Genomic DNA, 13,131 nt, shown 5'->3' on the forward strand with positions numbered 1-13,131 from the left:
CTTAAAAAAGCGAAAGGCCTTCCTTTCGCTTTTTTTATATCAATTCGCTTAGGTCATGTTATGTATCAATTAACCATCAACTCATTAACCCAAGAGCAATTTTTAGCTGAGTATTGGCAGAAAAAACCATTACTTATAAAGCAAGGCTTCAAGGATTTTGCAGATCCGATCGAGCCCGAAGAATTGGCCGGTCTTGCCATGGAAGAAAGCATTGAATCACGTATTGTGACCAATCACTCAGATGATTGGCAAGCATACCATGGTCCTTTTGAAGGCTTTAGCTTGCTAACTGAAAAGCACTCAACATTACTGGTGCAAGCAGTTGACCATTGGCATAGCGATGCAGCGCAACTATTGGAGCCATTTCGCTTTATTCCCAACTGGCGTATCGATGACTTGATGATCAGCTACTCTACCCCGGGTGGTGGCGTGGGCCCGCATTTAGATCAATACGACGTGTTTATTATTCAAGGTGAAGGTAAACGCCACTGGCGAGTTGGTTTACCTGATGCGAACTTAAAGCAATTTGCACAAAATAAGAGCCTGTTACAAGTTGAGCAATTTCCTGCCGTGATCGACTGTGTGTTAGAGCCGGGAGATATTCTCTATATTCCACCAGGTTGCCCACATGAAGGTTACGCAGTTGAAAATGCACTTAATTACTCTGTGGGTTTTAGAGCGCCAAATCAACGCGATTTATTATCACAATTTGCCGATCACCTTATCGATACTGAGCTTGGTAATCAACGATACGGTGATGCAGAGCTTAAGTTGCGCTCATCTAAAGGTGAGCTTAACCAAACTGAAGCAGAAAAAGTAAAACAACTTATGATTGCTGCAATTAATGATGACGCAGTATTCAAGACTTGGCTTGGTAACAGTATGAGTCAGCCAAAGCATGACATGGATTTAGCGCCTTTAGAAGAGCCATATACTTTAGATGACGTAAATGACTTACTCAATGATGAAGACGTTGTTTTTGAGCGTTTAGGTGGTACCCGCGCTATCTATCAAGTAATTGACGATAAAATACTTTTAAGTATTAATGGTGTTAATTACATGCATGATTTAACTGACCTTGAATTAATAACAAAGCTCACCGATCAGACATGGGTGACCGCTGCTGACATAAATAGTTCAAAAAATAATCACATTTTCTTGAAAACCTTTACTACACTTTTAAATGAGGGTATTTGGTTTTGTTAGGAGTGTGTGTTTATGGGCTATCAAATAGATGAAGTTGAATGGAGTATCGACAAGGAACTCTTACAACAAATCCGAGAGCGGGTATTTGTATATGAACTACATATCCCAAGACACATTGAGTTTGACCATCTAGATAAAATAGCACATCACGTGCTCGTTACAGATGAAGGTAAACGCCCAGTTGCTACTGGGCGTTTATGTAATGATGGCCTTATCGGCCGTATTGCAGTTTTACCAGAACACCGTAATCGTTCGGTTTATAAATCATTATTGAATTACTTAGTTAATTTGGCTGAAAAGCAAGGCTGTGATTGTGTCAGCATTAATTGCATATTGAATGAAGTAGATAGATTCAAACAAAATGGTTTTTCGGCTGATGGTTTAGTGTTTATGGAAGCTGGTATTCCAAGGCAACGAATGCTCTGCCCTATTAAGCAATTTGATACGCGGCCATTCACTTTGGTGCATTAAGGTACATGTAAAACAAAAAAGCTGAATAACATTATTCAGCTTTTTTCTTAGAAGGTATGCAGAGTTAGTTATGTTGGCTCGTTTTGCCACATTTCTTCTTTTTCAAATAACTCATATAAGCCATGGGCACGGTTGATTAACAGATTAGCAAAATCAGCTTTGGTTTTATCTACCGCACCTGATTGCATTAGCTGATCAGCCTTCATTTGCCACTGCATTGAGAAATAACGTAATACTTCACGTGCATTGTTTGCTGCACTTGCTTCAGCGTGATCAGTTGGTAAACGACCTGTGATCACCCAATAGCTCTTACCGTTTTGTGCTTTAAATTTCCAAATAGCTACTAATGGCGCAATAAAACGGCTTTCTTTTTCTACAACAGTTTGCGGAATAACGCCTTTTTCAGCTAAATGCTTTTGTGCATTTTCGAAACATTCTCTTTGCCAAATAACACTTTGTTTTTGCGCTTCAGCTTGTTCTTCTGGTGTTAATGGTCTTGCTTGTTTTTGTTCCATGGTGGTTACTCTTTTACAACATTTCTGACACTTTAAGGTTTAAAATGGCGCTGTGCAAGTGTTTACAGGCAATCAAAGAGCATTTAAATTTACTTGTGTACTATTCAATCAACCTAGAAAGAAGAGTTAGGCTCAGTTAAAAATTGCAGTTCTTCAGGAGTTGATTCGCGACCTAAAATCTTATTGCGATGTGGGTAGCGACCAAACCTATCAATAATCACTTTGTGCTTTAGTTCAAATTCATAATTACTCATGCCTTTAAACAATTGCTCAGCTTGCTGATGAATAACTTTCGATTCACTGTGCATAAACGGCATATAAATAAACGCAGCTTGATGGCTAGGTAATTTTTTATCAAATCCAAGTTCAATTGCTCTTTGCGCTAAGCTTAGTGCTTGTGGATCTTGGCTAAAAGCCTGCGCCGTATTACGGTAAATATTGCGTGAAAACTGATCTAACACGATAATTTCAGCTAAAGAGCCAAGGGCGTCAACTCGCCAATTAGCATGCTCGCCAGCGATAACCTGTAAAAGGCATTGTGAAAACTTAACCGTAATCAAGGCATCAACTTCATCAGATTGCTGATACCAAGCTTCTGGGCCTAATTCCTCAAACCAAAAATCGATAATCCTTTGCTTATCCATAAACTTTCCTTAATTTCCAAGAACTTTTGCAGGATCGACACGGGTTGCTTGCCACGCAGGATATAAGGTTGCCAAAATAGCGAGAACAAATGTAACAATCACCGTAATAACGATATCTTGCCAAACTAATTTACTGGGTAAAAACTCAATAAAATAAACCCCTTGTAACGGGTTATCGCCAAATAAATTACTTGCCCAAGTGAACAGTTCACTGATGTTTAACGCAAGCATCACACCGATAATCGTGCCTAGAATTACCCCGATTAAAGCTTGTGTAAAACCTTGCATCACAAAAGTTGCTAAAATGGTGCTATCTTGTGCGCCCATGGTTTTTAAAATTGCGATATTTGCCTGTTTTTCACGTACTTCCATCACTAATGACGAAACAATATTAAAACTCGCTACCGCAATTATTAAAAACACCACGATATAAACAATCGTGCGAACCATTTGAATATCTTGATATAAGCTACCCTGGGTTCTAAACCAACTCGAGACATAGACATAATCTGGTATAACTTGCCCCACACGCATCGCCGTTTGATGGGCTGCGAACACATCAGCTACTTGTAATCGTAAACCGGTTACTTGGTTTTCATCGAAACCAAGTACACTTTGCGCTTTATCAAGGCGAATAAAAGCCGCTGTTTCATCAATTGGCCCCCCCATTTTTATAATACCCGCAAGATTCAAGCTAACACGCTTTGGAGCCAATAAAGTGTTACTTTGCTGGTTTATCTGTGGGATTAATAAGGTAACTGGGTCGCCAATTTTAAGGCCCAATCGGTTGACTATTTGTTGCCCTAAAAGCACATCTTCTTGTTGTAGCTGGCTAACTAAGCGCCCTTCTGTGAATTGGTTTAACGCCGACACTTGGTTTTCAAATTCAGAGCTAACACCACGCACTTCAACTGCTTTTAACTCACTTTTATATTGTGCCATGCCGTTAACACTTATAAACGGCGCAGCACCTGTTACACCGGCTTGAGAGCGTAGTAGAGCAACTTTTGACTGCCAATTATTGATTGGTTTGTTAGGGGCAACATATTCAACCTGAGGTACAACCGATAAAAGCCGATGTACTAGCTGCTGCTCAAAACCATTAATCACTGACAAAGCAACAATTAGCACAGCGACACCTAAAAGTATGCCGATTGTCGATGCTTTAGCGATAAAGCTAACAAAACCGTTTTGTCCGTCTTTTTGGCCACTATGGGCACGAAATCGTTTAGAAATAAAGGCACTAAGCAACATGCTGAGACTCTTTAATAGCAAGCTTACCATCATCTAAATAGGCAATTTTGCCTAGTTTATCTGCAAGTTCTAAATCATGGGTTACCACAACAAAACTGGTTTTTAAGCTAGTATTTAATTCTTTAATCAAATCGTAAATTTTAATAGCGTTTTGTTTATCTAGGTTACCTGTAGGTTCATCGGCTAGCACTAAAGCAGGCTCAGTAACTAATGCACGTGCGATTGCAACCCGCTGCCTCTCACCACCTGATAACGCCGAAGGTTTATGTTCGCTACGATGAGATAACCCAACTTTATCTAGCATGTTACGGGCTTTTTCGGTTGCCGCTTTTGCGCTTAAGCCTTTAATTAATAATGGCATTGCAACATTTTCGATGGCAGTAAATTCCATTAATAGATGGTGGAATTGATAAATAAAGCCCAAATTTTCATTTCGGAAACTGGCTTGTTGTTTACGGTTTAATTTAGAAACTTGCTGGCCTTTAATTTCAACCTTGCCTGAGCTTTCGTTATCTAAGGTACCCAATATATGCAGTAAAGTACTTTTTCCTGAGCCTGAGCTCCCTACAACGGCTAACATTTCGCCTTGATTAAGTGCTAAATCAACCCCTTTTAATACCGCAACCTCGTTATCGCCATCTTGATATACTTTATTTAACTGCTGACAATTGATAACTAAATCACTCATAACGTAATACCTCTGCTGGATTCACTTTTGCAGCTTTTCTGGCAGGATACAAGGTAGCTAAAAAGCTCATTGCAATACTCCCTGCGGCAATTAAACTCAAACTCATCACATCAAATTTAACGGGTAAACTCACGCCCGCTAGTAAATTGATGCCTAACATATTCAATAATTCATTAATGTTGCTACTCAATAGCACACCAAGTAACGCACCAATACTGGTACCGATAAGGCCATTATATAAGCCTTGGATCATAAACACGTGCTGCACTTGTAACGGAGTTAAACCCAGTGTTTGTAAAATAGCGACTTCACTTTGTTTTTCGCTTACCATCATGGTTAATGCTGAAATGATATTAAACACTGCCACGAGCACGATTAAGCCAAGTAACATCGACATAATACGCTTTTCCATTGCCACAGCGGCAAATAGTGTCCCTTGGCTAGCTCGCCAATCAGTCACTTTGTAATCGTTTAAAATAGCTAACTGAGATTGTAATACTTGCTCAACAGCAAATGGTTCATACAGCGATACACTCAAGTTGGGTGCTGCTGACTTTGCTAGTTTCAAAACTCTGCCTAACGAATAGCCACTGGTAAATGCCAATGACATATCAATTTCTGACTGTGTTTCATAAAGTGCAGCAACGGTAAACAAGCGCTGACTAGGTACTCGACCAAGGGGAGTATATGAACTGGCATTAGGCATGATCACCCGTACTTTATCCCCAAGCGAAATACCCAATTTTCGACTCAAGTAGCGGCTAATCGCAATATGGTAGTTGCTGTCCATTACTTGTGACCAATTGCCGGCAACAATTTTATCTTTTACGTTATAGATGGAGCTTCCTTCATCATAAAGGCCTTGTAACAATACGCCGTGCAAATCTTGGTTAGTTTGTAAAATGGCTTCGCCATGGCGGTATAAGTTAACTTGTTTAACATCTTGAGAATTTGCTAGTTGCTGCTTTAACTGCAGCATGGTTTCTTTCGAATTATCTTCGGCTGATACTTCAATATGAGGAATTAAACCTAGCATGTTGGTTTTAAGGTTATTTTCAAAGCCATTCATTACTGAACTAACTGTAAACAAGGCCATTAAACCAATAGCAATGCCCGCGATAGAGAAAAATGAAATAAATGAGATAAAGGCATTGCCCTTTGAGGAGCGACTATATCTCAGCCCTATAAAAAGGCTAACAGGTTGAAACATAATAAATTATGGGTATTCCAAGGGCTAAATATGCGCTCATGTTAGCATAGATTTAGCTAGCATGGGATGCGCGAAATTGTAAAAAATAATTATAAATCTGATACTTGAACAGTAGCAACCAAATGGTCAAGTAATGCTTTTACATTGGTTGCAATAAACTGCCTTGGTGGATACACCCCCCACACCCCTTCAGGTTCAGGTGCAACATTCGAAAGAACAGCAGTCAACCTGCCATCGGCTAAGTGTTCATTGACATAGTAATCTGGTAATTGCACGATGCCTAACCCTTTGATAGCAGCGTCAACCAATGCCCAACCACTGTTACAGGCTAAACGCCCAGCCACTTTGATGTGCTTATCTTGGCCCTGCTCTTTTACCCGCCAGTAACTGTTATTACCAATAAGGCAATTGTGCTGATGTAATTCACTGACACTGTGTGGTTGGCCGAATTTATTGATATATTCAGGGCTACAACAAATAACAAGCCTGCGCTGACTAATGCGCCGTGCTTTTAAAGATGAATCTTTTAAATGACCGAGGCGAATAGCCAGATCATACCCATCTTCTAATAGATTAACTTGCTCATTACTTAAATGGCTGATCACTTCAATATCTGGGTGCTTTTGCATAAACGAATGTACCGCAGGCATGATAAAACTTTCACCGTACATAACAGGAGCTGTTAGTTTTATACTGCCTTTAGGTGTCAATTGCTGCTCTGCAAGTAATGCCGTAGCATCATCCATGGCATGCTGTAATTGTTTTGTTTGATGCGCAAATACCTGCCCCTCTTGCGTTAGAACCACTTTACGAGTGGTTCGGGTTAGCAATTGGGTGTTTAATCGCTCTTCTAATTGGCTCACATAGCGGCTTACATGGGCCACTGACATACCCAATAGCTTACTTGCTTTTGTAAAACTGCCTGTTTCTGCTACCGCTAAAAACTCATCAATTCCGTGCCAACGACTCATTATTACCATACTGTAAAAGTGTTTTAATAAAACGAATATTATCATTCATTGAGAAACAAATAAAATAGACTAAGTTTAATACTTACTTCCAACAACTATAAGGGAACGTTATGACTGATTTTATCAAATCAAAAGCGGCTATCGCTTGGGGTCCAAATCAACCACTATCAATTGAAGAAGTGGATGTAATGATGCCTAAAAAAGGCGAAGTGCTGGTAAAGATTGTTGCTACAGGTGTTTGTCACACAGATGCATTTACTTTATCTGGTGAAGACCCTGAAGGTATTTTCCCAGCAATCCTTGGCCATGAAGGTGGCGGTATCGTTGAAGCCATCGGTGAAGGCGTAACACATGTTGAAGTAGGCGATCATGTTATTCCTCTTTACACTGCTGAATGTGGCGAGTGTAAAATGTGTAAATCGGGCAAAACAAACTTATGCTCCGCGGTACGTGAAACGCAAGGTAAAGGGTTAATGCCTGACGGAACAACGCGTTTCTATAAAGATGGTCAACCAATTTATCACTACATGGGTTGCTCTACCTTCTCTGAGTACACTGTATTACCTGAAATTTCACTTGCTAAGGTAAGCAAAGAAGCGCCGCTTGAAGAAATTTGTTTACTTGGTTGTGGTGTAACAACCGGCATGGGTGCTGTTACTAAAACAGCAAAAGTTCAAAAAGGCGATACCGTTGCTATTTTTGGTCTAGGCGGTATCGGTTTATCGGCGATAATCGGTGCGAAAATGGCGGGCGCAAGCCGTATTATTGGTGTTGATATCAATACCAGTAAGTTTGATCTTGCGACTAAACTAGGTGCAACTGATTTAGTCAATCCAAATGACTTCGACAAACCAATCCAAGAGGTTATCGTTGAAATGACTGACGGCGGTGTTGATTTCTCATTTGAATGTATCGGTAATGTTAATGTAATGCGCTCTGCTCTTGAGTGTTGTCACAAAGGTTGGGGTGAATCGGTAATCATTGGTGTTGCAGGTGCAGGCCAAGAGATCTCAACACGTCCATTCCAACTAGTAACAGGTCGTGTATGGCGCGGTAGTGCATTTGGTGGCGTTAAAGGTCGCTCAGAACTACCTGAGATTGTTGAGCGTTATATGAACGGTGAGTTTGCTTTAAATGATTTCATCACACACACCATGAAACTTGAAGATATCAATGAAGCTTTCGACTTAATGCACGAAGGTAAGAGCATCCGCTCAGTTATTCATTATTAATCTTTTATTTGGCGCTAGGTTGATACCTAGCGCTTTTGTTTCAAGGATATGGTTATGCTAGAAAACATAAGCTCAACAAAAGTCAGCGGTGGCTGGCATAAACAATATACCCACCAAGCGAGCAGCACGCATTGTGCTATGCGCTTTGCGATTTTTTTACCGCCCGGTGCCAGCGAAACCAACAAAGTACCCGTCATGTATTGGTTGTCAGGTTTAACCTGCACTGATGAAAATTTTATGCAAAAAGCCGGAGCATTTAAAAAAGCGGCTGAACTAGGTATTGCGATTGTCGCTCCAGATACTAGCCCGCGCGGTGAAAATGTGCCTGATGATGACAATTACGATTTTGGTCAAGGTGCTGGTTTTTATGTCAATGCGACTCAAGCGCCTTACAATGTGCACTACAACATGTACGACTATGTTGTTTCTGAGTTACCTGCACTTATCGAAGCGCACTTCCCTGTGACGACCAAAAAAGCCATCGCCGGTCATTCTATGGGTGGTCACGGCGCATTGATGATTGCACTTAAAAACCCTAAACAATACGTCAGCGCCAGTGCTTTTAGCCCGATAGTGAACCCGATTAATTGCCCTTGGGGTGAAAAAGCGTTCAGTAATTACCTAGGTAGTAATAAAGCAAGTTGGCTTGCATACGACAGCTGTGAATTAATGAAAAATGCCGTCACTGATGATTATTTACCCATGCGTATTGATCAAGGTGAGGCCGATAATTTCTTAGCTGAGCAACTCAAAACCGAGCACTTATTTGCTGTCGTGAACGAAAAAGATTACCCAGCCGAAATTAACATGCACGCGGGTTATGATCATAGTTACTTTTTTATCAGCAGCTTTATTGATGAACACCTAATGTTTCATCAAAAGTATCTGTGATTAATACTTAATTTTTAGTGTGAGGGCTTAGCTTCCTCACACTCTTTAATACTGCGTGTGATTTGCCTGCAAACTAATTGCGGTTGTTCTTCATTTGGTTTGAGTAAACCAATAACAGCGCTATCAATTTCGAAGCCTAACTTTGCGAATGAAAAGCCGTCGGCATCGGTTACAGTACTGTTAGTATGATTTGCATTTGTAGTTGCAAGATTTGTTGGTTGTGAGTTTTTTGCATAGCCATCGACTATTGACCCCGCCACTGTACACCCCACTAATTGGTAGCTAATTAAGCAAATAACAAGTTTTGAAAAGTTAATCTTCATTAAAACTATCCATTAATGTAGGTCTTTTTTTTGGCTCAGCTTTGACCTCAACACATTCCTTTACTGTGCGACTTATTTGGCGGCATTTAAGCTCAACGTCTTTGTCTTTACTACCGCTCTCCAAGCCTTCAATAATCGCTTTGTCGATTTCATAACCTAGCATCGTCATGGTCATGCCATAGTTCACTCGGTCATTATCTTTTTTATCTGCATAGGCACTGGCAGGCTGTGCTTGGCTAGCACGCCCACCAATACCATCAGCAACTAGGCCAATTGCAGTACAGCCACTGAGCAAACTAACAGAAAGTAAAAGATACAGAGATTTAAGCATTGGTCCTCCAATACACTTAAGCTTATTTTATAAGCATAATAACAAACGCGTAGTTTAACTGTAAAAAACTGTAGATTAATCACAAATATCGCGAATAAACTCTTTTAAAAACCCAACCAACTGCAATAGAAATATTAATAAGAAAGGTAAAGCGCCTAAAATTGCAACGCTACGATTTAACGGCTCATCTTGTAACATTAATAATGCAAAGCTGCATAGGAATAATGCTAAACACCATGCATAGAGGGTTACGCGGTTATTTTGCTCAGAGCTAACCAGTTCTCTTATGACTAATATTGCAGAGTCAGCGGATGTGGCAACAAATATCAACAGTAATAATAAGCTGGCCCAAATAAACACGGTTCCTTGCCAGTCTAGTTGATTAAAAAATACAAATAAGCCTTGGCTATAATCCTGTTTTATTGCGACTAAAATACCTGCTTGATTGAGTCTATCCCATTCAATTGCTGCCCCCGAAAAGGTCGCAAACCAAATTATAGTGACTAAAGTTGGAATACACACAACCGCCAAAATAAATTGCCAAACCTTGCGCCCCTGACTAATTTTGGCTAGGAACACACCAACAAATGGCCCCCACGCTAACCACCAAAAGTAATAATTATATGTCCAATGAGTGGCCCAGTCAGGCGTTTTTAACTGGCTATCAAATTGCCAAGTGCCGGTTGCAAGCAACTGTAAATAGTAGCCAGTTCCATCAAATGCAATCTTTATAATAGGCTCAATTGGCACCACTAGTAGCAACCAAACAAGCAGACTAAATGCTAAAAGTACGTTAAATATACTCAGTGACTGTACCCCGCGTCGTAATCCAAATTTAACCGACAGCGAATAAATAACTGCTAACAAACAAACGATTAATGAACCTACTAATAAAGTTGAAGTAACCCCCAACTCAATTTCTACGCCTTTACTTATCAATAAAGTTGAATTAGCTATGGTGCCGACGACCCCAAAAAAAATAGCGATTACCGCAATTAACTTAACAATAAACGACACAGTAAATTTTGCAGACTTATCAAAGCGATTACCAAGCGCCGTTAAAACAGGGGCACAAATATCTCCTGATTTACCACTGTATTGCGTTAATCCCCCAAGCACGAGCGCAAATACTGCATAAAGTGCCCAAGCATGGGCGCCCCAATTAACCAAGGTTAAAGCGAGGCTACTAGCTAGTCTATCTGGGTATAAGCTTTGTTTAAGTGGAGGGTCGAGAGAATGTAATGCAGGCTCTGCTACGCCCCAAAAAACCAAACCAGATCCCATTCCTGCTGCAAACAACATGGCAAACCAACCAAAGTTTGAATACTCAACAACAGCGTGTTCGCCACCTACTTTACGGCTACCGAGTGGGCTAATGGCTAAAATAATGATGGCAAACAATAAAAAATTCACCAATAAGAAAAAGCTACTACCAATCCATTTTAAAATCATTTGTACAAACGGCTGAACTTGCTCAGTGATAACATCAGGCAAAATCACAGCAATCAGTGCACCAAACATACACAGTGCAAGCGCGGTTTTTTCAAGAGAGGAGATGGAATGTTTCAATGTGAAGCCTATTTTGTCAGCGTGTTTAGCATACTGTTAGCATGACTTAAATTCAAACAGCCAAAAGGCTGAAAAAATGACATAGCACTGCGTAAAAATCGCAAATTATAGCAAGGCATGCTTTTAAAAACCCGGCTACATGTCCCTAGTTTCATCATTTTATGTGATTTGTTGATCGGGTATTGAAATTGCAAAGCTATCATAATCTTTATAGCAAGGAACAAAGCATGGACTTTAATATTGATTGGTATGAAATTCTCGATAATTTAATTCACCTAGGCATTGCCTACTTACTTGCCCTTCCTATGGCATTTGACCGAGAAAAAACCAGTAATGGTGCAGGTCTTAGAACATTTCCATTAGTCGCTGTTGCATCTTGTGGTTATGCATTAGTGGGTATGTCTGTTTTAACAAGTTCAGAGGCAGAATCAAAAGTACTCGAAGGGATCATCACGGGTATTGGTTTTATTGGCGGTGGTGCCATTTTGAAGAATAAGAATTCAACGTATGGAACAGCCACAGCAGCCAGTATTTGGAACATGGGACTCATCGGCATTGCTGTGGCATTTAGTCGCTACGAAATCGCTTTTTTAATGGCGTTGATTAATTTCGTAACGCTAAGGTATGTTAAGCGCTTAAAGTAAACGATTAGCTAGCGTCATATTTTGAGTTAACGATGGCATAGCCAGTTTGTTTCACTTTAATCTCAGCAGGGTTTGCAGATTTAACTAATAAACCGCACCGTCTGCTTTGCTCATCAATAACGTATTTAACCGATTCACTCGCTTCAAGGTCAACGACTTGGTCAGCACAGCGGATCTGTAATTTAGTGACATCGCTCGCGCCTTCAATTTTGATTGAACCGCGAGATAAAGATAAATATGACAGCTTATCTTTTGAAACATTGATTTGTGAATTAATCTGCGGTGTGCGCGCCAATAAGTCATCAATTTGCTTGATGGTGGCAAGTTTGTTTTCTTCTGAAAACTGTTTACCCTCGATATTATCTAACGCATAAATAGCATTGTAAGCAAGATTAAAATCGCCCTTAAAGCTGTACCATTGTAGCGCACTTTTAGCGACTAAATATTGTATATCCGTTGGCAACTTAGCTCGCAGTAAATAGGCTACAGACAACTGCTCATCAAAGCCAAACCATTGTTGTTGATGATAATAATATTGGCTTTTCAACCAAGCAAACAATGCCTGCTCAGAGGTGTTTTTAGTATGGTCTTTGTATAACTCAGCCAATGCTTGCTCAGCTTTATTAAACTCTTTTGCTTGTAGCATTTTATTGATTTCATCGTATTCATTAATGAAACCACGGCTCGCTTTATCATTTGAGTAACCATTAAAATACTTACCTACTTCAAATGAAAATAGGTAACCCCCTTCTACGGTTTTACCTTCTTTTGTAGCGGGTGCAAACTCTAAGTTGGTTAAGTATTTCTCTGCGTTTTCTTCGCTGCCGCGAGTATCAGATGCCATGATCACTTCAATATCTTTTGCCTTACCATGTGTATCAACCACATAAGACATTAATGCCCAACCTTCAAGGCGAGAGCCGTTATAACTACCTGGGTAACGTTTGTTTGAATTTTTAACAATGTAAGCTGATGTGGCGGCCTGTAAATCAACACCTAAGTCGTTGACATCTCGTGCTAAAGCCTGTGTTGGTAATGCGATAAGTGAACAAAGTGCTGCGAGTTTAGTGAATTTAATCATGATAATGGCTCCAATTCCCTTTGATAGGAACATTTATAGCACTAAAAAAGGCGCTTTAAAAGCGCCTTGCTGTCAAGAATGTGCTTAAACATGCCTTGATC

The 13,131-nt window shown here is 40.1% G+C and carries 15 protein-coding genes; 5 read left to right on the forward strand and 10 right to left on the reverse strand.

Going from position 1 to position 13,131, the window contains the following annotated elements; genetic code table 11:
* The first annotated feature begins 60 nt into the window (after positions 1 to 60).
* Complete coding sequence (locus tag IMPJCBKJ_RS10915; RefSeq protein ID WP_166340283.1) at positions 61 to 1,206, forward strand: cupin domain-containing protein; 1,146 nt, start codon at positions 61 to 63, stop codon at positions 1,204 to 1,206.
* A 12-nt stretch (positions 1,207 to 1,218) separates the two neighbouring features.
* Complete coding sequence (locus IMPJCBKJ_RS10920; RefSeq protein ID WP_138615853.1) at positions 1,219 to 1,677, forward strand: GNAT family N-acetyltransferase; 459 nt, start codon at positions 1,219 to 1,221, stop codon at positions 1,675 to 1,677.
* A 68-nt stretch (positions 1,678 to 1,745) separates the two neighbouring features.
* On the opposite strand, the gene IMPJCBKJ_RS10925 is transcribed toward IMPJCBKJ_RS10920, so the two are convergent.
* The 6 genes from IMPJCBKJ_RS10925 to IMPJCBKJ_RS10950 form a co-directional block, all read right to left on the reverse strand.
* Complete coding sequence (locus IMPJCBKJ_RS10925) at positions 1,746 to 2,192, reverse strand: DUF4826 family protein (RefSeq protein WP_166340285.1); 447 nt, start codon at positions 2,190 to 2,192, stop codon at positions 1,746 to 1,748.
* 113 nt (positions 2,193 to 2,305) lie between these two features.
* Positions 2,306 to 2,836, reverse strand: a complete 531-nt coding sequence (locus IMPJCBKJ_RS10930; protein WP_166340287.1) for a DUF924 family protein — start codon at positions 2,834 to 2,836, stop codon at positions 2,306 to 2,308.
* A 9-nt stretch (positions 2,837 to 2,845) separates the two neighbouring features.
* Positions 2,846 to 4,090: a lipoprotein-releasing ABC transporter permease subunit gene (locus IMPJCBKJ_RS10935; protein WP_166340289.1), complete on the reverse strand. Its 1,245-nt coding sequence runs from the start codon at positions 4,088 to 4,090 to the stop codon at positions 2,846 to 2,848.
* Positions 4,080 to 4,778, reverse strand: a complete 699-nt coding sequence (gene lolD / locus IMPJCBKJ_RS10940) for a lipoprotein-releasing ABC transporter ATP-binding protein LolD (protein WP_054561609.1) — start codon at positions 4,776 to 4,778, stop codon at positions 4,080 to 4,082. The genes IMPJCBKJ_RS10935 and lolD overlap by 11 nt, the downstream gene beginning before the upstream one ends.
* On the reverse strand, positions 4,771 to 5,988 hold the full coding sequence (locus IMPJCBKJ_RS10945) for a lipoprotein-releasing ABC transporter permease subunit (RefSeq protein ID WP_166340291.1): 1,218 nt from the start codon (positions 5,986 to 5,988) through the stop codon (positions 4,771 to 4,773). The genes lolD and IMPJCBKJ_RS10945 overlap by 8 nt, the downstream gene beginning before the upstream one ends.
* An 89-nt stretch (positions 5,989 to 6,077) precedes the next feature.
* Complete coding sequence (locus tag IMPJCBKJ_RS10950) at positions 6,078 to 6,959, reverse strand: LysR family transcriptional regulator (protein ID WP_166340293.1); 882 nt, start codon at positions 6,957 to 6,959, stop codon at positions 6,078 to 6,080.
* Between the two features lie 110 nt (positions 6,960 to 7,069).
* Here IMPJCBKJ_RS10950 and IMPJCBKJ_RS10955 point away from each other — a divergent pair, with 110 nt between their 5' ends.
* The gene (locus IMPJCBKJ_RS10955) at positions 7,070 to 8,191 is read left to right on the forward strand and encodes an S-(hydroxymethyl)glutathione dehydrogenase/class III alcohol dehydrogenase (RefSeq protein ID WP_054551417.1); all 1,122 of its coding nucleotides are present in this window, start codon (positions 7,070 to 7,072) and stop codon (positions 8,189 to 8,191) included.
* 54 nt (positions 8,192 to 8,245) lie between these two features.
* A complete protein-coding gene (fghA, locus tag IMPJCBKJ_RS10960) occupies positions 8,246 to 9,082 on the forward strand; it encodes an S-formylglutathione hydrolase (protein WP_166340295.1) in 837 nt (278 codons plus the stop codon).
* A gap of 14 nt (positions 9,083 to 9,096) precedes the next feature.
* Here the strand turns inward: fghA and IMPJCBKJ_RS10965 are convergent, their stop codons facing one another.
* The 3 genes from IMPJCBKJ_RS10965 to IMPJCBKJ_RS10975 form a co-directional block, all read right to left on the reverse strand.
* Positions 9,097 to 9,405 carry a hypothetical protein gene (locus IMPJCBKJ_RS10965; protein ID WP_166340297.1) on the reverse strand — a complete coding sequence of 103 codons (309 nt, stop codon included), beginning with the start codon at positions 9,403 to 9,405 and terminating at the stop codon, positions 9,097 to 9,099.
* Positions 9,395 to 9,736: a hypothetical protein gene (locus IMPJCBKJ_RS10970; RefSeq protein WP_166340299.1), complete on the reverse strand. Its 342-nt coding sequence runs from the start codon at positions 9,734 to 9,736 to the stop codon at positions 9,395 to 9,397. Before IMPJCBKJ_RS10970 ends, IMPJCBKJ_RS10965 begins: the two co-directional genes overlap by 11 nt.
* Before the next feature lie 75 nt (positions 9,737 to 9,811).
* The gene (locus tag IMPJCBKJ_RS10975; RefSeq protein ID WP_228482525.1) at positions 9,812 to 11,305 is read right to left on the reverse strand and encodes a BCCT family transporter; all 1,494 of its coding nucleotides are present in this window, start codon (positions 11,303 to 11,305) and stop codon (positions 9,812 to 9,814) included.
* Between the two features lie 227 nt (positions 11,306 to 11,532).
* On the opposite strand from IMPJCBKJ_RS10975, the gene IMPJCBKJ_RS10980 reads away from it, so the two are divergent.
* Positions 11,533 to 11,949: an MgtC/SapB family protein gene (locus tag IMPJCBKJ_RS10980; RefSeq protein ID WP_054561617.1), complete on the forward strand. Its 417-nt coding sequence runs from the start codon at positions 11,533 to 11,535 to the stop codon at positions 11,947 to 11,949.
* A gap of 4 nt (positions 11,950 to 11,953) precedes the next feature.
* Here the strand turns inward: IMPJCBKJ_RS10980 and IMPJCBKJ_RS10985 are convergent, their stop codons facing one another.
* Entirely contained in the window at positions 11,954 to 13,030 is a 1,077-nt protein-coding gene (locus IMPJCBKJ_RS10985; RefSeq protein WP_166340301.1) for an energy transducer TonB, read from the reverse strand.
* Positions 13,031 to 13,131 lie beyond the last annotated feature (101 nt).

Source organism: Pseudoalteromonas sp. MB47 (assembly GCF_011319765.1).
Classification (GTDB): Bacteria; Pseudomonadota; Gammaproteobacteria; order Enterobacterales; family Alteromonadaceae; genus Pseudoalteromonas; species Pseudoalteromonas simplex.